This is a genomic window from Streptomyces sp. XM4193 (assembly GCF_023072595.1).
In the GTDB taxonomy this organism is placed as follows: domain Bacteria; phylum Actinomycetota; class Actinomycetes; order Streptomycetales; family Streptomycetaceae; genus Streptomyces.
The window spans coordinates 218345-238000 of record NZ_JALLGK010000009.1 but is presented as its reverse complement, the minus strand read 5'-3'; the positions used below and the strand labels follow the sequence as shown (position 1 = coordinate 238000).

Annotated in this window: 12 protein-coding genes and 1 pseudogene; 7 read left to right on the top strand and 6 right to left on the bottom strand. The window is 72.4% G+C overall.

The features are described from left to right. The first annotated feature begins 33 nt into the window (after positions 1-33). Together MTQ01_RS21905 and MTQ01_RS21900 are read left to right on the top strand one after the other, a co-directional pair. Positions 34-621 (top strand): DUF2975 domain-containing protein, encoded by a 588-nt coding sequence (locus MTQ01_RS21905; RefSeq protein WP_247492501.1) that lies wholly within the window; start codon positions 34-36, stop codon positions 619-621. Beyond that, positions 621-908, top strand: a complete 288-nt coding sequence (locus tag MTQ01_RS21900; RefSeq protein ID WP_247492500.1) for a helix-turn-helix transcriptional regulator — start codon at positions 621-623, stop codon at positions 906-908. Before MTQ01_RS21905 ends, MTQ01_RS21900 begins: the two co-directional genes overlap by 1 nt. A gap of 204 nt (positions 909-1112) precedes the next feature. Here the strand turns inward: MTQ01_RS21900 and MTQ01_RS21895 are convergent, their stop codons facing one another. Beyond that, positions 1113-1451: a YciI family protein gene (locus MTQ01_RS21895; RefSeq protein WP_247492499.1), complete on the bottom strand. Its 339-nt coding sequence runs from the start codon at positions 1449-1451 to the stop codon at positions 1113-1115. Between the two features lie 220 nt (positions 1452-1671). Here MTQ01_RS21895 and MTQ01_RS21890 point away from each other — a divergent pair, with 220 nt between their 5' ends. The 3 genes and pseudogenes from MTQ01_RS21890 to MTQ01_RS21880 all read left to right on the top strand — a co-directional run bounded on the left by MTQ01_RS21890 (position 1672) and on the right by MTQ01_RS21880 (position 4166). Continuing rightward, positions 1672-2295: a DUF4291 domain-containing protein gene (locus tag MTQ01_RS21890; protein ID WP_247492498.1), complete on the top strand. Its 624-nt coding sequence runs from the start codon at positions 1672-1674 to the stop codon at positions 2293-2295. Positions 2296-2439: 144 nt separating this feature from the next. Further along, positions 2440-2961 (top strand): annotated as a pseudogene (locus MTQ01_RS21885) (GNAT family N-acetyltransferase); the annotation flags it as partial. 269 nt (positions 2962-3230) lie between these two features. Next, the gene (locus MTQ01_RS21880; RefSeq protein ID WP_247492497.1) at positions 3231-4166 is read left to right on the top strand and encodes an SMP-30/gluconolactonase/LRE family protein; all 936 of its coding nucleotides are present in this window, start codon (positions 3231-3233) and stop codon (positions 4164-4166) included. Positions 4167-4524: 358 nt separating this feature from the next. Here MTQ01_RS21880 and MTQ01_RS21875 read toward each other — a convergent pair whose 3' ends face one another. Together MTQ01_RS21875 and MTQ01_RS21870 are read right to left on the bottom strand one after the other, a co-directional pair. Next, the gene (locus MTQ01_RS21875; RefSeq protein WP_247492495.1) at positions 4525-4860 is read right to left on the bottom strand and encodes a DUF2087 domain-containing protein; all 336 of its coding nucleotides are present in this window, start codon (positions 4858-4860) and stop codon (positions 4525-4527) included. Between the two features lie 272 nt (positions 4861-5132). Beyond that, on the bottom strand, positions 5133-7700 hold the full coding sequence (locus MTQ01_RS21870; RefSeq protein WP_247492494.1) for a protein kinase: 2568 nt from the start codon (positions 7698-7700) through the stop codon (positions 5133-5135). A 350-nt stretch (positions 7701-8050) separates the two neighbouring features. Here MTQ01_RS21870 and MTQ01_RS21865 point away from each other — a divergent pair, with 350 nt between their 5' ends. Together MTQ01_RS21865 and MTQ01_RS21860 are read left to right on the top strand one after the other, a co-directional pair. Then, complete coding sequence (locus MTQ01_RS21865) at positions 8051-8392, top strand: DUF5713 family protein (RefSeq protein WP_247492493.1); 342 nt, start codon at positions 8051-8053, stop codon at positions 8390-8392. A 212-nt stretch (positions 8393-8604) separates the two neighbouring features. Further along, positions 8605-10644: a serine/threonine-protein kinase gene (locus tag MTQ01_RS21860; RefSeq protein WP_247492492.1), complete on the top strand. Its 2040-nt coding sequence runs from the start codon at positions 8605-8607 to the stop codon at positions 10642-10644. Positions 10645-10869: 225 nt separating this feature from the next. On the opposite strand, the gene MTQ01_RS21855 is transcribed toward MTQ01_RS21860, so the two are convergent. From MTQ01_RS21855 to MTQ01_RS21845, 3 genes are all read right to left on the bottom strand, one after another. Continuing rightward, positions 10870-11607 (bottom strand): D-Ala-D-Ala carboxypeptidase family metallohydrolase, encoded by a 738-nt coding sequence (locus MTQ01_RS21855; protein WP_247492491.1) that lies wholly within the window; start codon positions 11605-11607, stop codon positions 10870-10872. A 282-nt stretch (positions 11608-11889) separates the two neighbouring features. Then, positions 11890-16704 carry a DNA repair ATPase gene (locus MTQ01_RS21850; protein ID WP_247492560.1) on the bottom strand — a complete coding sequence of 1605 codons (4815 nt, stop codon included), beginning with the start codon at positions 16702-16704 and terminating at the stop codon, positions 11890-11892. A 399-nt stretch (positions 16705-17103) separates the two neighbouring features. After that, positions 17104-19140, bottom strand: coding sequence for a flotillin family protein (locus MTQ01_RS21845; protein ID WP_247492490.1), 2037 nt, complete (start codon positions 19138-19140; stop codon positions 17104-17106). Between the last annotated feature and the right edge of the window lie 516 nt (positions 19141-19656).

Sequence of the window (19656 nt, the reverse complement as noted above, 5' to 3'; positions counted from 1 at the left end):
GGCATATCGAAAATCGATAGGGAGGGGCGTGCGATGAACACCCGAATGACGAGGGTCCTGGCCTCGCTGACCTACGGGCTCGCGGTGCTGTGCGGCGTCGCCTTCGCCGGAGCGGCGCTCATGCGCATCGGGGACGACGGGGACATCTGCACGGAGACGACCTTCTGGCAGAACGCCTCGATGACCGGCGGCCTGCCCATCGGCGAGGGCGTCACGGCGTCCGGCAGCGCGACCCGTCTCTGCCAGAGCAGCCCGTCGGTCGCCCAGCGCGCCGCGGACCTCGGGAACGTACTGCCCTGGCTGTTGATCGGCTGCCTGGCGCTGCTGCTGTTCTCCCGGCTGCTCAAGGACGTGGTGGAGCAGGGGCCGTTCACCGAGGCGGTGTCAAGGCGGCTCACGGTCCTCGGTTGGCTCGTCGCACTCGGCACACCGGTGGCCGGGCTCACCGTCGGCTGGTCGCAGTCCTGGCTCGTCGGAAGCATGGTCCCCGTGATCACCGACACGGGCCCCGAGCTGTCCGGGCCGATGATTCTGGTCCTCGCCGGCTTGGCAGCAGTGATCATGGGGAGGATCATGCGCGAGGGGACGCGCATGCGAGAGGACCTCGAAGGGACCGTCTGATGCCCCCCGACGAAGAACCGGACGCGATCCGCATCCACCTGGACCGACTGCTGGACGAACGCGGGATGACGCTGACCGAGCTGTCCACGCGCGTCGGCATCACCGTCGTCAACCTGTCCGTGCTCAAGAACAGGAGAGCCAAGGCAATTCGCTTCTCCACCCTCGCGGCCATCTGCGAAGTCCTGAACTGCCAACCCGGGGACTTGATCACCCACGTGCCCTCCACCGTGGAGGAAAACGCCGAGCAGGAAGGCAGCACCACCGGACAGCGCCGGTCGGAGCCGTAGGGCCGGGAGCCCGACCTCCGGGGCGTGCCCACCAGTTGGGTGGCGTTCCCTCGACCCACCGCTCCACCACCCGCCCGCCCGCGAAGAGCCGTCGACAGCTCCCCGCCGGCGACCCACCCCGCGGTCACCCTCCGGCGCCACCCTCCGGCGCCGTCCGTCCCGGCCCGTTCGCAGGCCCCGACTCAGCCGCGCTCAGGCCGCTGCTCAGGCCCCCGGTTCGGGCAGGAACTCGCGGACCTCCTGTGTGCAGCGGCACGCGGCAGCAAGCCTGCCCGCCCACACCAACGCCTCCTCCCGCGAGGGGAGTTCGAGCACCGCGAAGCCGCCGAGCACCGCCTTGGTCTCCGGATACGGGCCGTCGGCGACCGCGCCGTCGACGGAGACCAGACTCGCGCGCTGGCTCTCCAGACCGCCGCCGAAGACCCATGCGCCGGCGTCCCGCGCCTGCCGCACCACCTCGGTCGCCGCCGCGGCCACCTCGGGGAGGTCTTCCGCCGAAATGTCCATCGCGCCGTCGTCGAAGGAGATCAGATACCGCGTCATGGGTCCTCCCGCACTCTCCGCGGACCGGTGGGGGCCGCTGTGGTTCCCGCTCCACGCTACGGCGGGGCGGCGCGCTCCGGGCGACCGCCCGGGCCCGCGCACACCTGCCTGCCGGCCGTACCCGTACGGACCGGACGGGCGGCCCCCGGGCAGTCCTCCGTCGGCCCGGCGAGTGGTAATTCGGTGGCTGCCGCAGCGGTGCGCGGGGGATCGTGGCTGCGTGGAGGAGATCCCCAAACACCAGATACGAGCGGTGAATTCGGAGCGGACCATCACCGTGTACCAGGCGTACGCGCCGCACATCGGCCTGCCGACGGCGAGGGACGGACGGTTCCCGGACGCGTGGAAGCGCGAGCGGATGACCTGGATCAAACCGTCGTTCCTGTGGATGATGTACCGCTGCGGCTGGGCCGCCAAGCGGGACCAGGAGACCGTGTTGGCCCTGGAGATCAGCCGCGACGGCTTCGACTGGGCGCTGCGCAACGCCTGCCTGTCGCACTACCGGGCGGACGTGCACCACCGCCCCGAGGAGTGGCGGCGCCTGTTGAACAGCCGGCCCGCCCGTGTGCAGTGGGACCCCGAACGGGACCTGCATCTGCGGGCGTTGCCGCATCGGTCGCTGCAACTCGGCCTCGGGGGTGAGGCCGCCGAGCGGTTCGCGGACGAGTGGATCGTCGCCGTGAGCGATGTGACGGCGCTCGCGCACGAAGTGCACGCCCACCTGCGCGCGGGCGACGCCGAGGCCGCAGCCGCACTGCTGCCCGAGGAGCGCCCCTACCCCGCCTCGGACGACCTGCTCGCGGGCCTGGTGCCGGAGAAGCAACCGCCGCCGACGCCGTGTTGACGGACCGTGCGTCCGGTCGCCGCGTGCGTGCACATGCGCCCACCCGCACGCACACGGGCACGTACGCGCGGGCACACACGAGCCCGTGCGCACGGCGGCGCACACGCCCGTGGAGACGTACGCACAGAGAGGAGAGGGCAGCGGATGCTCAGAGGTGACAGGGTCGGGCTCAGGGCCCGGTACGAGGAGGACGTACCGGTTCTGCGCAGGGAGTTGTTCAACGACGTCGTCCACTTCTCCCGCGCCCACGGCAGCCCCTGGCGACCGCTCGGCTCCGATGCCGGGGACCCGCTCCTCACCGAGGGCGAACCGTCGCCCCAACTGGTGAAGTTCTCCGTGGTGGAGCTGACGGGCGGCGCCCTGGCCGGGATGGCGACCCTGTGGGGCATCGACGAGCACAACCGCTCCGCGCACATCGGAGTCGGGCTGCTGCCGTCGGCGCGCGGCCGGGGGTACGGCACGGACGTGGTCGCGGTGCTGTGCCACTACGCGTTCGTGGTGCGCGGACTGCGACGGCTTCAGATCGAGACGCTGGCGGACAACACGGCGATGCGGCGTTCCGCCGAGCGCAACGGCTTCGTCCGTGAGGGCCTGACCCGTTCCTCCGCATGGGCGCTCGGCGCCTTTCACGACCAGGTGCTCTTCGGACTTCTCGCCGACGACTGGGCCGCACGCGGACCAGCCGCACCCGGCGCACCCGGCTCATCGAACGCAGCCAACTCATCGAACGCAGTCGGCTCACCCGACGCACACGGCACGGAAACCCGAGCGGCAGGGGCGTGAGCCCGCCACCGGCATCGGCGGGCCGGAGCGCTTCACCTCCGCCCTTCTCCCACCTGCCTCGGCAGGTGCGCGCGAGGATGATGAACAGCGCTGTCTTTTTTGTGAGACGGCTGAGTGGCGGACGCCCGGAGTACGGGCACAGACATGTGGCCATGCGAATACGTTCAGTGGTGATGGCGGCAACTCTGCTGGTGGCAGGGGCGGTTGGAGCACCGGCCGGCGCGAGTGCGAGGGACGGCGGTACCGGCGCGCACGCGGCACGGGGCGCGTGCGCCGAGCCGGTGAAGGTGGAGGTCTTCCGCAAGGGCGGGGTCCCGGTGCTGGACTGGAGGGAGAACCTCGACTTCGACCGACGCGGTCTGATGTGGGTCTCGCACACCACCCGAGGCGTGGTCGAGGGACACACTCCCGACGGGACGGTGCGCAAGAGCGTGAAGATCGCGTCGCCGGGCGGCATCCGCGTCGGCCCGGACGGTCTGATGTACGTCAACTCCGGCCTGCTGGCTCCTGGTTCGGACCGTGTCGTGCGCTTCGATCCGAGTGACGGGGCGCCGAGGGCGGAGACCTTCGCCGACGGCCTCACGGACGTCAACGGGCTGGCCGTGGACGCTGAGGGCAACCTCTACGTCGGCCGTCACTTCTCGACGAACATCCTCAAGGTCCGTGCGGACGGGACCGTGGACGAGCAGTGGACGAAGGCCGCCGACGTCTTCGGCACCAACGGCGTCGAGATCGTCGGCGACCAGCTCTACGCAAGCGTGATCATCGATCTGAGGGCGAGCGTGGTACGGGTGCCGCTCGACGAACCGTCGGCACACGAGAAGGTCGCCGAGCTCGGCCCGGGCCCCCTGGACCTGAAGGTCCTCGACGATCTCGTCGGCTTCGACGGCGACCTCGTGGTGACCGCGTTCCTCAGCGGCGAGCTGATCAGGCTCGACCCCGCGACCGGTGAGAGCTGCACCCTCACCGACAGAGTCCTGATGCCCACCAGCGTCCGTACGCCCGAGGGCTTCGGGGGCCACGATCCCGCGCGGCAGCTCTTCGTCACCGAAGCGTCCGGGCGCATCCTCAAGGTGACCGTCGGCTGACTCGGCGCCGCCCGGACACCGTAGGACACCGTATGGCGCCGGCGGCGTCCCTGCGCCCGCGCACCCTCACGCACGCCGCACGGCGCGCCTATCCCGGAGCGCGAATGCCTCCGCGAGGGGCCGAGCCGCCGTACGCCGTAGGCGCACCCCTGCCTCGTGCGGTGCGCGGCGCACGGCACGCGGGCCTCGTACGGGCCGGGCTTCGCACGGCACGCGGGCGTCGTACGGGCCGGGCTTCGCACGGCACGCGGGCGTCGTACGGGCCGGGCTTCGCACGGCACGCGGGCCTCGCACGGCACGCGGGCGTCGCTCGGCACGCGGCGTACGAGCCGGCAGGGGCGCGGCTTCCGCGGCGTGTTCAGCCCGTGCGGCCGTCCGTCGCGCGGCGGTAGCTCGAACCGTCCCGCGTACGCACCAGCAGCCCGCCCTCCACGAGATAGCGCCGCAGGGCCGCGTGGTCGTCGTGCACGGTCGACAGGGCGTCGTTGACGGCCTGTTCGGCGTACTCGCGGTCCGGGGCGAAGAGCGTCCGCGCGAGATGGTCCAGCAGGGCGGCCCGACGGGCCTGCTTGCGCGGGATGTTGACCAACCGGCCGTCGCGGAAGTGGTTCGCCAGCGGAGCGGCGGGCGAGTCGGAGAGCGGACCCGCGGACGGGTCGACGGGCGGGGCGGCAGGTGGCGGCGTGGTGGACATGCGGGCAGCGTCCGCCCGCGGCGGGCCGCCGCGCAACCGGTTATCCGCGTACCGCAGGTGGCGCGGGACGGCCTGAACCGCACCACACGCCCGAAACCGCCCACACGCCCGTATCGCACCACGCCGACCGCCCGCGCGCCCGTGTCGCACTCCCGTGTCGCACTCCCGAATCGCAGCGCCCGCGGGACCGCCCGCCCCGGCTGGCCGAGCTTCGGGGGACGAGCGTCGGGGGACGGATGGCCGTGACGGGCAGCCGGTGCGGGGTGTCCGGCTCAGACCGCGGGCAGGGCCACCAGGCGCTCGTTGTGCAGCACGATGAGTCGGCGGCCCGCCACGGCCATGTACCAGGGACCGCCGCGCTCACCGTCGTTGTAGGTCCAACGGCGTTCCAGGGTCCGGATGTCGATCGCCGTGATTCCGGTGCCGAGCGCCGAGGAGGCGACGTAGAGACTTTCTCCGACCTTGACCACCGTGTCACCGCGTGCTCGTCCGCCCAGGCTCTCCTGCATCGCGAGCCGGTTGCCGGTCTCGGGGTCGACCTTCCACAGTCCCTGGTCGAAGTCGAAGAGGTAGAGAGCGTCGTCGATCGCCGTGGGGACGCCGAAGCCGCGTCGCCCGTTGGGCGAGAGCGACCACAGCTTCTCGCCGGTGCGCAGCCGGTGGGCCACCAACTCGTCGCCGTGCAGCAGCAGTCTGTCCCCGGCGACCACCGGCTGGACCGCGCCCTCGATCCTGCGGCTCCACAGCTCGCTGCCGTCCTCGGTGCTGCGGACGGTCAGAACGCGCTCGTCCTCGCAGACGACCAGGCAGTCGCCCGCTGCGAGGGCGACCATGCCGACCTCGGAGCGGGAGATGTCGCGGGGTACGGTCCACGCCGGTTTGCCCGACTCGATGTCCACGGCACCCCAGTCCTGCTTCTGGTCGCGGTTTCCGAGGTCGCCGTCGAACTGCCTGCTGTAGAAGTACAGTTGCCGCCGGTCGGCCGCCACGACGCGGGGCGAACGCAGCTTCTCCGGCAGTTGGGTGCGCCAGGTCTCCTTGCCGGTGCGCAGGTCGACGCCGGTCAAGGCGTACCCGTCGGAGCCGAAGAGCCCCTGGTACGCCACCTCGCCGACCAGATGGAACCGGCTGAGCTGGGAGTCCTCCGAACGTCCGCGTCGCCAGGTCTCCCGGCCGGTGCGGGTGTGCACACCGCGCACCGGCATCCCGCCGACGGCCACCACGTCGCCGACGACGACCGGGTTGGCGGGGGCGAGGCTGCCCTCCTCCAGCCGGGCGAGCCACAGCGGGGCGGGAGCGACACCGGCAGGCGGGGTGGCGAACTCCTCGGTGTCGGAGGGCTTCCGCCCGTCGTCGGGCCCGCCGTCGTCGCCACCGCTCCTGCCCTCGGCCGAACCGTCACCGCTCAGCAGCCACGCCCCGCCGACGGCGCTCGTCACGACACCGGCGAGCCCGGCCGCCGCGAGCAGGAACCGGCGGCGGGAGGCGCTTCTGCTCTGCGGCGTCTCCGTGTCGGGTCCGGTGTCGGGCACCGCGTCGGTGACGGGTTCGGTTCCGTTCGTGGGTCCGGTTGCGGGTCCGTTCGTGGGTCCGGTGAAGCCGCCGGAGGAGGAAGTGCCCGGGGTCGAACTCCACTGGTACGAACCGGAGTTCGGCGGCTGCGCCCCGCCGGGCAGGACGGCGTCCGACCGGGTGCCGCGGTACGGGGCGGGGGTACGGGGGTCCGGGACACGGCTGCCGGGTTCGGACGGGGCCCGGGACGGGAGGCGGAGCATCGCCGTACGTTCGTTCGCCCCGCCCTCCGGGCCGCCCGACGCTCCAGCACCGGCACCGGCACCGGAAACAACGTCGGCTCCGGAACCTGACGCCGGGCCGGACGAGTTCGGCTCCCCCGGCCCGCCGACCCCATCGCCCCCGCCGCCCGGCTGCGGCGCTTCGGGAGGAGCTTCCAGATCGAGGATGCGGGAGGCGAGCGTGGCGATGGTGGAGGAGACGGCGCCGGGCAACCAGTCGCCGAACTCGCGCTCTCCCTGTGCCGGCAGGCAGTGCTCGGCGATCTGCTCGGCGCTCGGCCGGACGCTCGGGTCCTTGGCCAGGCAGGCGGCGAGCAGGGCGCGCAGCGAGTCGGGCACCCGGCTCAGATCCGGTTCGGCATGGGCGATCTGGTAGAGGAGCGCCGCGGGCGAGCTGTCCCCAAAGGCGTTCTGCCCGGTCGCGGCGTAACAGAGCACGGTGCCCAGGGAGAAGATGTCGGCGGGCGGCCCGACCTGCCGGCCCTCGGCCTGCTCCGGCGACATGAAGCCGGGCGAACCGACGAGCGAACCGGTGCGCGTCAGCCGGTCCCCGTCCACCGCTCGCGCGATACCGAAGTCGATGACCCGCGGGGCGTCCGCCGCCAACAGCACGTTGGACGGCTTCAGATCGCGGTGCACCAGGCCGGCGGCATGGATTTCGTGCAGCGCCTCGGCCAGTCCGGCCCCCAGTGCGCGGACGGTGCGTTCCGGCAGTGCGCCGTGGCGGCGGATGACCTCGGCGAGAGAGGGGCCGGTCACGTACTGGGTGGCCAGCCACGGAAGTTGGGGCGGCGCGGCGTCCGGGTCGGCGTCCACCACCGGGGCGGTGCGCCGCCCCGACACCGCTCCGGCGATCTGCACCTCGCGGCGGAACCGCTCGCGGAAGCCCGGGTCCTCGGCCAGTTCGGGGCGCACGACCTTCACGGCGACGGTGCGGCCGCCCGCGGAACGCGCCAGGTAGACCCGGCCCATCCCGCCCGCCCCGAGCCTGCCCATGAGCCGGTACGCCCCTACGCGCGCGGGGTCTCCGGGCTGGAGCGGTTCCATCGCGGCTGCCTCCAGATCGGCTGCTCCGACACGTTCGACCTCCGAACGTCGGCCACCACCCTATGAGTTGGCCGCCCGCTCCCCCAGCGCGGACGACCGTCCGGCCCGGGTCGGGACGTGCGGCCGGACGGTACGCCTCTCCCGGCCCGGCAGACGCCCGTGCTGCCGGAGCTTCCACAGCGCGACGGGGCGACCCCCGTCCGGGCCCGGCCGATTGTCAGTGGCAGGGGGCAGCATGGTTGTCGGCCGGTACGGGGTTCGTCCGCGTACGGCTCGTCGTGTGCTGCCGCTGCGCCCCTCGCGCGGACGGTGGCCGCGCTTCCTCACCACCGCGCACACCAGGGGGACTCATGCCCATCACCAACGACAAGATCCTCAGCCACGCCTTCCTGCGCGAGATGTACAGCGACTCCTACTACCCCGACCACGTGCTGGACAAGGGCAACGGCATCCTGCTGGATCTGTGCACGGCGATCGAGGAGACGCCGCCCGCCGACGAGGCGGCGCTCTACGAGCTGACGGCGGTGGCGACCGAGCGGTTCAACGCGCTGGAGGAGGATTTCCACGCCGCGGGCAGCGAGATAGAGACCATCGCGCGCGAGGCGATCTGCGAGGACTTCTTCTTCGTCGCCTCGGCCTACGGCTTCCCGGACGCCGACCCCGAGGCGCTGGTCGCCGAGCGCGACTGGTGAGGCAGGCAGCCCGCCGGTGAGGCAGCGGGCCGTGAGGCAGCGCGCCGTGAGGCAGCGGGCCGTGAGCCCGCGCGTCAACAGCCGCGGGTCGGGGCCGGGTTCGCGCCCGCGCCGCCGGACGGCCCCTCTGCCACGGGCGCGGGTTTGCCTGTTGCGGCGATGACGGCCCGCTGCCGGTGCCGGTGTCACACCCGCGCCGTACGCTGAGCCCCATGAGCGCAGGGGGGCCCGCAGGGCGGGTGATCGACGGCCGTTTCGAGCTCGGTGAGCGGCTCGGCGGCGGTGGGATGGGGCTGGTGTGGCGCGCCCTCGATCTGGAGTTGCAGCGCGAGGTGGCGCTCAAGGAGGTGCGGCCGCCCGATCCGCTGCTCCTGGAGTCCGATCCCAGCGCCGCCCGGATGCTCCGCGAGCGGGTGCTGCGCGAGGCGCGTTCACTCGCCCGCCTCCAGCACCCGAACGTCGTGACCATCCACCACATCGTCACCTCCGCCGAGGTGGCCCACCCGTGGCTGGTCATGGAGCTGGTGCGCGGCGGCTCCCTCCAGGACCGCCTGGACCGGGGGACGTTGGCGCCCGAGCAGGCGGCGACCATCGGCCGGGGTGTGCTCGCCGCGCTGCGTGCCGCGCACGCGGAGGGCGTGCTGCACCGCGACGTGAAGCCGGCCAATGTGCTGCTGCGCACCGAAAGCACCCCGGTGCTGACCGACTTCGGCATCGCCGCGGTGCGCGAGTCCGCCAGTCTCACCGCCACCGGCGAGTTGATCGGCTCGCCCGACTACATCGCGCCCGAGCGCATCCGCGGCCGGGAGGGCGACCCGGCCTCCGACCTCTGGTCGCTGGGAATGATGCTCTATGTCGCGGTCGAGGGGGACCATCCGCTGCGCCGCAGCACCGCGCTGGCGACCCTGGCGGCGGTGCTCGACGCTCCGATACCGCCGCCGGAGCGGGCCGGTTCGCTGCACGGCGTGCTGGGGGCGCTGCTCACCCGCGAGCCCGGCGACCGTCCGGAGGCCGAGGAGCTCGACCGGCTGCTCGCCGATGCCGAGAGCGGCGCCCCGACCGCACACCACGGGACCTGGAACCTCACTCCCGCCTCGCTCCCGGCCACCGAGGGCGGACGCGGGACGGCGTCGGCGGACGGGTCTTCCGGAGACGGCCGCCCGCACACCCGGCAGGACGCGGTGCCGGGCGGGGCCGCGCGCAGACGGGCCGTCAGCCCGCAGGGACCGCCCAGAACGGATGGCGGCGCTGTCGGGTCCGTCCCGGGGCCCGAGTCGGCACCGACCGCCGCCGCGCCCCGCCGCCCCGTCCCCGGAGCCGCGAACAGCGTCCGCGACGGCAGCGGGGCAGCGGGCAGTGCGGCAGCAGGCGGTGCGGCGGGGTACAGCGCGACCGACAGCGGTGCGCGGCGGGGCAGCGCGGCGGGCGAGCCCGAGGACGTCGTGCCGACGTCGTTCCGCAAGTCCCCGCGCCCGCCTGCCGGTTCGCCCGACAGCGGTGGGCCCTCGGGCGCGGCACCGTCCGCGCCGCCGTCCGCCGCGGTGCCCGGTGGGCAGGACCCGGAGCGCGCCGAGCGGGCGAGGCGACGCCTGCGGATCGGCGCCTTCCTGGCAGGTCCTGTGGTGACCGCGACCGCTCTGCTGGGCTTCCTGGTCCTTCCGAAGATCGTCGGCGACTCGGGTTCCGACTCGGCCGCGCCGACCGACTCCCCGTCCAGCACACCGCCGCCCGGCGGTTCCGGGGAGCCCGGCGGTTCGGACGACGACGACGCCAAGGCCCCGGATGTCGCGGAGGACGCCGCCTCCGCGTTCCGCGGGCCCTTCTACACCGAGCAGGGCGCGAAGGACGCGGTGCGGGTGCTGCGCGAGGCGTCGGGCGGCACCCGGGTGATCCGGGCGAGCTTCCACGATTCCCACATCTCCGCGGACACGCCCCTCAAGGACGATCCGAAGCGCTACGACCGGGTCAGCTACCACCCCGCCAACGCGCCGGACCCCTCCGCCACTCCGGGCGGCATGGTCACCGGTGAGATCGTCGACCTCGGGAAGGTCGACTGGTCGGCGCTGCCCTCGTTGTGGCGTCGCGCCGAGCAGGACCTGAACGTGGACAACCCGCAGAGCCGCTATCTGATCGTGGACCACAGCATGTCCACCGAGGAGTTGGAGCTGCGGCTCTACCTGTCGGACGAGTACGGCGGCGGCTACCTCGCCGCGAACGCCGAGGGCAAGGTCGTTCGCCTCAGCCCCCGCTGACCGACGCCGCCGCGGCGTGCCGCGAGCGCGAGCACGTTCGCGCGCCCGAGCTCAGACACCTTCCGCAGCCCGACGAACGCGGCGCTCGCCGGGTCCGGTCGCCGGCCCGTACGGCTGCGGGAGACGGCCCGTACGGCTGCGGCACCGCGCGGGGCGGTGCCGCAGCCGTCGCCGGCCGTCGTGCCGCCCCTTCGGTCCGGGGCGGCACGACGGCCGACTCGCGGCTCAGATACCGCAGTTGGGGGCGGACCAGGTGCGTCCGCTCTTGTGGTCGAGGTGGACGTGGTCGTTGTGGTCGGGGTAGCCCGGGCCGAGGATGGTGTTGAAGCCGTGGTTGCGGGCGGCCTTGGCGAGCGTGCACAGGCTGTGCGGCGAGACTCCGAGGTCCGCGGCGTGGCCGTACATGTGCCGGCTGTTGGGCGAGCCGCCGACGTTGGCGTTGCAGGTGGCGGAGCGGAAACCGCTGGTGATGCGGATGGACTTGTCACCCAGGGCGTGCCGCAGCGCCTGGAGCTTCCACATGGTGCGCTTGGCGTTCTCCTTTGCCTGCGCCGCGCTGACCCTGCCGCCCGCCCAGGTGGAGTTGCAGCGGTTGAGCTCGGAGAAGGCGAAGTTCGCCGGCGAGCAGTCGTTGTTCTGCAACGCGTAGATCTTGGAGAAGGTGTTCGGGCCGGCGATTCCGTCGGCGGCGAGCCCGTACGCGGACTGGAACCGCTTGACCGCGGCAGCCGTGGCGGGACCGTAACTGCCGTCGATCGCGAGGACGTTGCCGGTCCCCGGGTAGCCGGCGACTCGGATCTGCAGCTGGGTGACGTCGGCGCCGGACGCGCCCTGCTTGAGGGTGCGGTTCCAGGTGTAGCAGCCGTCGGCGCTCGCCGTGCCGGCCGTGGCGACCGTGACGGTCAGTGCCGAGGCCGCGAGCAGCACCGCGGTGAGGAAGGAGGTGAGGATTCGTCTCAACATGGGCGACAACGTCCGCTAGATGTATCGGACATGTCAATAATGGGCGAACCATGCCATGACTTTCCTCCCGACCACGCCCCTTCGATTGCCGTCTTCCCTCCCCCGTTTGGCGTGGTTGACAGTCGACGCCGGGCGGCTGCCGCGAGCCGCGGCCACACCGCCCGGCTCGCGAACACCGCCAACCGCCCCGCACCGCCCGCCGACACCGCACGAACCCGAACCCGGGCCGGCGGGCCCGCTCCGGCGCGGAGGCCCGCCCCGGAGCGGTCCGTCGCCGTCGCTCTACGCCTGTCGGCCGCTCGCCCAGGTGTGCTTGATCTCCTTCCAGCGCGCGGCCCGCTCGGGGTCCAACCGCCCGCGCAGCTCGGCGAGTTTGAGCAGGTTGGCCTCCGCCCCGGCGGTGAGGGTCTGCGCCTCGCCCAGGTAGTGGTCGTCGATCAGCGCTTCCAGCTCCTGGTCGTTCATCACCGGCACGATGCGTTCGGCCAGCTTGTTGGTGTTGCGGTACGAGCCCTGGAGCCGGAACGGCGGTTCGGTGCGGTCGGCGTCGTCCATGGTCGCCGAGGCGATGTAGGCGGCGTTGACCCGCAGCGTCGTGCGCTGGACGTACAGCAGCTTCCGCAGCACCGCGAGGATCTGCTCCAGGTCCGCGGGGGTGTACGGGTGCGCCAGCCGGTCGGCCTGGGCGCTCTCGTCGCCGTCGGCGAGGCGCACCAGCAGGTCGATGTCGGCGCGGTCGCGCGCGGCGAGCGGGGAGAGCACGGGGTTGGAGGTGAGGGCGTTCTCGATGTGGCTGAGCGCGAAGACGTTCTCCTTGCCGGAGAGGACGTCGCCGAGGTTCCAGACGTCGGCGCGGTTGGCGAGCATGTCGGGGACGCGGAAGCGAGCGCCGGTGGAGGTGAAGGGGTTGCCGGCCATGCAGACCGCGAAGCGCTTGCCGCGCAGGTCGAAGGTGCGTGCCCGGCCGTCGGCGGTGGCGACGCCGTCGATACGGCGCTGGGCGTCGCAGAGCGGGATGAACTTCTGGAGGAGTTCGGGCGAGGTGTGCTGGATGTCGTCGAGGTAGAGGAAGACGTTGTTGCCCATCTCCAGCGCGAAGTTGATCTTCTCCACCTCGCGCCGGGCAGCCGCGTCGGGTGCGGCGGCCGGGTCCAGCGAGGTGGTGTGGTAGCCGAGCGCCGGGCCGTCCACCTTGACCAGCACCAGCCCGAGCCGGGAGGCGACGTACTCCATCAGCGTCGTCTTGCCGTAGCCGGGAGGGGAGAGCAGGAGCAGCAGGCCCTGGCTGTCGGTGCGGCGTTCCGTCCCGGCCGTGCCGAGCTGCTTGGCCAGGTTGTCGCCGATCAGCGGAAGGTAGACCTCGTCGATGAGGCGGTTGCGCACGAAGGCGGACATCACCTGCGGGGTGAAGGCGTCCAGCCGCAGCCGCTCCCGCTCCGCGGTGAGCAGGGCGTTGCGGGCACGGGTGTACGCACGGTGCGCCGGCACCCGGCGGGTGCGGAACCGGTGCGTGCGGGCGAGGAACTCGTCGAGCCGCAGCGGGAGTTCGCCGCCGCTGATCCGGCGGTGCGAGCCGAGCAGCCCGGTGACGGTGGTCTGCACCGGTGCGTCGATGTCGCGTCGGTCCAGCTCCTCGCCGCACAGCTCCAGCGCGGCGGCTTCCGGAAGGTCGCCGGTCGGCGCGCTCCGGGCCTCGGCGAACGAGGAGAGCCAGGCCAGCGCGAGCTGGTGGCGCGCCGTCAGGTCCGTGCCGAGTGCCCTCAGGTCCGCGGCGAACTCCTCGGCCTGCGCCGACTGCGGGCCGCCCAGCGCCGAGCGGAAGTCGGCGAGGAACGCGCGGGCGGTCGCGGAGGTGGCGAACTGCGGTCTGCCGGAGGCCAGTTCCTCGAAGAGATAGCTGCCGAGGTTCTCCTCGTCGCGGCCGTCTCCCTCACAGCCGCGAAGCTCGCCGGCGTCCGCCTGCCCGGGGCCCGCGTTCCCGGGGCCGGTGACGCTCAGGCCCGCGGCGGCGACGAACTCGCCGGCCGCCGCGCCGAGTTCGCCCGCCAGCTGCGCGACGGCCGGACCGGGGCCGAACGCGCTGCGGGCTCGGGCCAGCGAGTGGGCGCGGGTCGTCCACGCCCTGCGGTCCTCCTCACAGGTGCCGTAGGCCCAGAACAGCTGGGCCGCGCCGCGCACCTCGGGGGTGAAGCGCAGCAGGTCGGCGGCCTCGCCCAGGCCCAGTACCGCGGTCAGCACGGCCGCCGCGTCGTGGTCGTGGACGCCGCGGTCGTATCCCTCGTCGTACGCGGACTCGGCCTGCTCGCGGATGAGCGCGGCCACCCCGCCCTCGGTCCGCGCCGCCTCGCGCAGCCGGTCGGGCCCGACGGCGGCCAGCACGGACGCGGCCAGATGCTCCGCCCGGTAGACCTGCGGCGACTCCGAGACCAGCGGCTGGTCCCAGAAGTCCCTGGTCCCCTCGAAGGCCGGGTCGTCGACCGGCGCACGGTAGTCGGTGCCGGTGACGGCGAAGGCGAGCGCACCGTCCTGCGGCACCAGGGTGAGGTCGATGGGCTGGGTGTTCACGCCGAAGCGGTGCCGACCCAGCCGTACGGTGCCCTCGGCGTCGTAGAGGTCGGCACGGTCGCGCAGGCTGCGGGCCGCTTCCTGGCGCGCGGCCTTGAGTCGGCCGTCCAGCTCCTCGCCGCGCACCGTGTCGCCGAGCGTGCGCAGCTCTTCGGCGGTGTCCCGGACCTTGGCCACCAGCGGGTCGGTGGCGAAGTAGGCGTTGACCTCGTCGAGTGTGGTCAGGGTGCCGGAGCGGCGGGAGACGGTGCCCAGGATGCGTTCGGCCGACTGCACCAACCGCTCGGCGTGCCGGGCGCGTTCGTCCAGCTGGGCCTGTTTGCGGGCGGAGAAGGTCTCGTAGATCTCCTCGCGCTGCTCGGTGAGCCGGGCGAGGAAGTCGTCGAAGGCGCCGAACCGCGACTCCAGGTTCTCCAACTGGAGCAGCAGCCGGCCCAGTTGCTCGTCGCACTCCTCGGGTGTGCCGGAGGCCGCGAGCGCGCCGGCGACGGCCTGCCCCAGCAGCGCGAACTCGGCGGAGAACTCCGCCCTGCCCTCGCTCTCCAGCAGCTCCTTGCGGCGCCCGTCGAGCACCGCGCGGGCGCGGTTGACCAGGCCCGTCATCTCACCGATGCGCTCCAGCAGGTCGGTGCGCACGGTCGCGTCGGCGATGTCGAGGCCACCGACCACGTCGGTGACGGTGCGCAGGCCCTCGGCGTGCTCGCCGATCTGCTCGCCCAGCGGGTCGGCGTCCGCGACGGTGGCGGCCTCCGAGGCCCGCCGGGTCAGTTCCTCGACCGCCGCACGGGTGTCGTCGAAGGCGTCGGCGCGGGAGAGGTGGGCGACCGCTCTGCGACCGGTCGACTCCAGCGAGGCGGTCAACTCGGCGGTGAGCGCGTCGATCTGCTCGACGTCGACGTACCGCAGCTCGCGCAGCGACTCCACGCCGCCCTGGGCGCGGCGCAGTTCGGTCAGCAGCACGACCCAGGCGGTGGCGCCGCCCGGCGCCTCGCCCCTGGCACGCCGTACCAGGGTGGTGACCTCGGCGGTCGCCTCGGCCACCGCCGTCCGCGACTGGGCGCGCAGCTCCTCGACCCGCTCGAACTCGTCGATGACCTGCTCGGCGGTCCGGCGCAGGGTCTCCAACGGCTCGTCGAGCCCGTGCAACCCCTCGTCGGTGAGCCAGTAGTACGTGTCCGCGACCCGGCCGCAGGCGGCGACGATCGCTTCGAACACCGCGACGCTGGGCGCCATCTCGTCGGCCATCCGGGCCACCGAGAGCGAGTCGGAGATGCCGCGCACCAGCTCGGCGTTGCCGACCCTGGTGAGCGGGCCGGTGCCCTCGGGCTGCGCCGCGGCGTAGGAGTCGGAGAGGTAGGGCGTCTGCCACAGCTGCATCGGGTGCACCCGGGTCGGCTCGTCGCTGAGCGCCCGGAAGACGGCCATGGTGCCGTCCTCGAAGAGCGAGTAGCCGTGCGAGGGGATCGGTGCCGCGACCTCCTTGCGGATGAGGTTGTAGGGCAGCAGCAGGGTGCGGCCCTCGGCGCGCGCGTGGAAGACGTAGAGCACATCCTCGCCGTTGGGCGAGCGGACCACCGACTCGAACTCCAGGTCCGCGGTGTCGGTGTCGAAGGTGCGGGCGGCCGAGCCCGCGGGTGCGGTGGTGAGGTAGTAGCCGCCGGGGAAGATGATGCCCTGGTCCTCGGGCAGCCGCTGGCAGGAGAGCCCGATTCCGTCCAGGCGCACGACCTCCTTGGAGCGCCGGTTGAAGACCAGGTAGCGGTGGACGGTCTCCTTGTAGGGCAGCACCCGCAGCAGGATCAGCGGGCCGACGCGCACATGGGCGACCTCGGCGTCGGCGAGCGACTGCAGCGGCTCGTCGACCTCCTCGGAGTAGATGCCCTCGCCCGACTCGGTGTTGTCCTCGATCTTGACGGTGAGCGTCCCGTTCACCGTCTCGACGAACAGCTCGCCCTCGATGGAGATGTGCGGATGGCGGCCGAGGACGTGGTCCTCGCGACCGGTGGTGATCCACTCGAAGTCGTGGGAGGGCGGGAAGGTGTGGTCGCGCTCGCCCTTGGCGTCGACGTACTCCGGGGTGCCGTCGGGCGCGATCCGCCAGCGCAGCACACGGATGTCGGAGAGGCGTTCGCCGGTCTGGAAGACCGCCAGCAACAGCTGCCCGGTGCGGCGGAGTTGGAGGAGTTCGGCCTCGCGGTAGTAGCGGTAGAGGTCGAGGAAGTCGCGCCGGAACCGCTCGTCGTCCAGCAGCCCCGGCAGGGTGCTCTCCTCGACCTCCTCGAAGCGGCCGTCGTGGTAGCGGTGGAGCGCGAAGACGTCCCGTACGGCGGTGGTCTGCTTGAGACCGAAGTGGACGTTGTAGCCGAACAGCATCAACCCGCCGACCTGCACGATGTCGCGGGGCACGCAGTTGTGCTCGGTGCGGATGCGGTCGTTGCCGATGAGTTCGAGCTCGCTGCCGCCGAAGGCCGCCATCCGCTCGGCGTTCAGTGCCTGGGACCGGCTCGCGAGTTCGGCCGCGGCACCCGACATCCGGCCGCGCAGCACCTCGTAGGTACCGGCGTCCAGGCTGCTTCCGGACTCGCGCCCCTGCCCCTCGGCGGTGGCGGATGTGTCCGCGCCGGCCTGCGTCTGCGTGCTCACGTCTTCCCAACTCCTCGTCTCTGCTTACACGTTGCGCACGAAGGCGCGAGAACGCCGACTTCCGACGCCGACACCGACTACTTCCGGCGCCGACTACTTCCGACGCCGACGACGACACCGACGACTTCCGACGCCGAGGTCCGACGCCCGAGGTCCGGGGGCGTCCCGTACCGGCCGGGGTCGGGCGGGGCGTACGGGGCCCGCCCGCGGCGGGGTCCGCCGTCGCTCTCGCGCACGGCGGACCCCCGTCCGCGGTGTGTCCCCGCTCCCGTGACCGGGGCCGGAGGGTCAGCCCCGGTTCTGGGCCGGCACTCCGTTCGCTGCCGCGGCGGTCAGCGCGGCCACCGGCAGCTCGGCCGCGGGGGTGCCGCGCACCGCGTCCAGCAGCGAGGTGAGCTGTGCGGTGTTGGGGCCCTCGGCGGCGATGAGCCGGCCGAGCAGCCCGGAGAGGGTCAGATCGCGCATCCCCGAGGCGCCGAGGCCCGCGACCATCGTGCTGAGGTCGCTGGTGAAGGTGGAGTCCTTGTCCAGCCACGGCCCGGCCATGTTCTGCACCGAGTCGGAGTTGGCGACGAAGGCGTCCACGCCCTTGCCGGCCGAGATGGAGTTGACCAGACGGTCGAAGAAGACCGAGTCGCCACCGACGATGTCGATGTTGGCCTTCTCCAGCCCCGCGCCGACCAGCGTCGCCTGGGCCTCGGCGATCTGCCGGTGCACGTCGATCCCGGCCAGCCGCACGTCCTTCTCCGCCTCCAGGCGCAGCCGGTACTCCTCGTGCTCCCGGCTGGCGCTGTCCAGCGCGGCCATCGCCTCGGCCTTCTCGGTCAGGCCCTCGGCCTCGGCCTTCAGCTTCTCGCGCATGGCGTCGGCCTCGGCCAGACCCATCTCCTTGGCGGCGGTCGCCTCCACGGCGCGGGTCCTGCCGATGGCGTCCGCCATCCGCTCCTGGACCTCGGCCTCGGCGAGGCCGGCGGCGGCCTCCTGGGCCCGCTTGCCCTCGGCCGCACGGATCGCGGACTGGGCGTCCAGATCGGCGGTCTTGCGCCGCGCCTCGGCGAGTGTCAGCTCCTCGGCGGCCCGGTGCTCGGCGGCCTGCTCGGCGGCCTCGGCGGCCTTGATGTCCTTGACCAGCCGCTCCTGGGCCTGCGCCTCGGCGGCGATGATCAGCGCCTGCCGCTCGCGCTCGGCCTCCTCGACGGTGCGCAGCTTCTTGATCTCCTCCTCCTGCTGCGCGACGGTCTTCTCGACCGCGATGCGCTCGCGCACCACGTCGGCGATGTCCCGCTTCTCCGCCTCGACCTCCTTGTCGGCGGCGATGCGGCGCAGTTCGGTCTCCCGGTCCCGGGCGATGACCTCCAGCAGCCGGTCCTTCTCGATCCGCTCCCGCTCGATCGCCTCCACCCGCTCGCGGTTGAGCTTGGCGACGGCGACCTCGCGCTCGCGGTTCTCGTTCTGGATGCCGAGCTGCTCCTCGGTCTTGATGTGCGCGGCGTGCGAGCGCAGCCGCTCCTCGGCCTGGACGCGTGCGGTCTCGGCCTCCTCGCGGGCCCGTACGGTGTCGACCTCGCGCTTCTGCTTGATCTCCGCGTCGGCCTGACGGCGCTCCAGCTCCAGGACGGCCTCCCGGGCGTCGACGTTCTGCCGGGTGATCTCCTTCTCCTCGTTGCGCTGGAACTCGTTGGTCTGGATGTGCTCGATCGCGGTGAGTTCGGTGATCTTCCGGATGCCCTGTGCGTCGAGGATGTTGTCCTTGTCCAGGCTGCGCAGCGGCGTCTGCTCCAGGTAGTCGATCGCCGCGTCCTCGAGGCTGTAGCCGTTCAGGTCGGTGCCGATGACGGCGATGATCTGGTTCCGGAACTCCTCGCGGTGGGTGTAGAGCTCGGTGAAGTCCAGCTGCTTGCCGACGGTCTTCAGCGCCTCGGAGAACTTCGCGTTGAAGAGCTCCTGGAGGGTGTCGCGGTCACTGGCGCGCTCGGTGCCGATCGCCTGGGCGACCTTCACGACGTCCTCGCGGGTCTTGTTGACCCGGACGAAGAAGCTGATGCGGATGTCCGCGCGGATGTTGTCCTTGCAGATGAGGCCGTCGTGGCCGGTCCGCTCGATGTCGATGGTCTTCACCGAGATGTCCATGACCTCGGCCTTGTGCAGCACCGGCAGCACCACCATGCCGGTGAAGGTGACCTCGACCTTGCGCATCTTGGAGACGATCAGGGCCTTGCCCTGCGGAACCTTGCGGAAGAGTCTGCTGACGATCAGCAGCAGCGCGAGTGCGATGAGCAGGCCGACGGCGATCAGTACGCCGAGACCTGTCGAGATGGCATCCATGGAGATATCCCTTGAATCTGGGGCGTGCGGTTGCGGTGCGGGCCGTCGGCTGCGCGACGGTCCCGGTGCGCAACCGCCGTACGGGGACGCGGTGTTGCTGTGGTCCGGGTTGTCGTTTCCGGGTTGCTGTTTCCGGGTTGCTGTTGCTTGTTGTTGCTTGTTCTTGCCTGCGGGTCGCCCGCGGCTCCGGTCGGAGCCGCCGGGTGCGCTGCCGGTCGGTTGCCGGCGCCGGCCTCCGGGCCGGGGCGCTCCGGTTGCCGGCGTCCGGACGCTGCGGGTGCTGCGGCTCACCGGTGGGGTGGGGCGTCACCGGTGGGGTGGGACGGCACGGCCGGCTCCGGAGGTACGGGTACGCGTCCGGTCGGCCGCGCAGGCAACCGGCCGGAGCCGGGTGCGTGTGTGACGTTGCGGGTGCACCCCGACGCCGTGGTGTCGCGGTGTCGCGACGCCGCTGTGTCGAGGCCGGCGGTCCCGCTCGCGGCTTCGCGGCCGGAGTCCGGCCCGATGCCGCGCGGT

Bases quoted from the DNA above. Each gene is read 5' to 3' on its own strand.
- MTQ01_RS21875 (WP_247492495.1), bottom strand. From the start codon at position 4,860: ATGTCCACCACGCCGCCACCTGCCGCCCCGCCCGTCGACCCGTCCGCG.
- MTQ01_RS21870 (WP_247492494.1), bottom strand. From the start codon at position 7,700: ATGGAACCGCTCCAGCCCGGAGACCCCGCGCGCGTAGGGGCGTACCGG.
- MTQ01_RS21900 (WP_247492500.1), top strand. From the start codon at position 621: ATGCCCCCCGACGAAGAACCGGACGCGATCCGCATCCACCTGGACCGA.
- MTQ01_RS21905 (WP_247492501.1), top strand. From the start codon at position 34: ATGAACACCCGAATGACGAGGGTCCTGGCCTCGCTGACCTACGGGCTC.
- MTQ01_RS21845 (WP_247492490.1), bottom strand. From the start codon at position 19,140: ATGGATGCCATCTCGACAGGTCTCGGCGTACTGATCGCCGTCGGCCTG.
- MTQ01_RS21850 (WP_247492560.1), bottom strand. From the start codon at position 16,704: ATGTCGGGTGCCGCGGCCGAACTCGCGAGCCGGTCCCAGGCACTGAAC.
- MTQ01_RS21855 (WP_247492491.1), bottom strand. From the start codon at position 11,607: ATGTTGAGACGAATCCTCACCTCCTTCCTCACCGCGGTGCTGCTCGCG.
- MTQ01_RS21880 (WP_247492497.1), top strand. From the start codon at position 3,231: ATGCGAATACGTTCAGTGGTGATGGCGGCAACTCTGCTGGTGGCAGGG.
- MTQ01_RS21895 (WP_247492499.1), bottom strand. From the start codon at position 1,451: ATGACGCGGTATCTGATCTCCTTCGACGACGGCGCGATGGACATTTCG.
- MTQ01_RS21865 (WP_247492493.1), top strand. From the start codon at position 8,051: ATGCCCATCACCAACGACAAGATCCTCAGCCACGCCTTCCTGCGCGAG.
- MTQ01_RS21860 (WP_247492492.1), top strand. From the start codon at position 8,605: ATGAGCGCAGGGGGGCCCGCAGGGCGGGTGATCGACGGCCGTTTCGAG.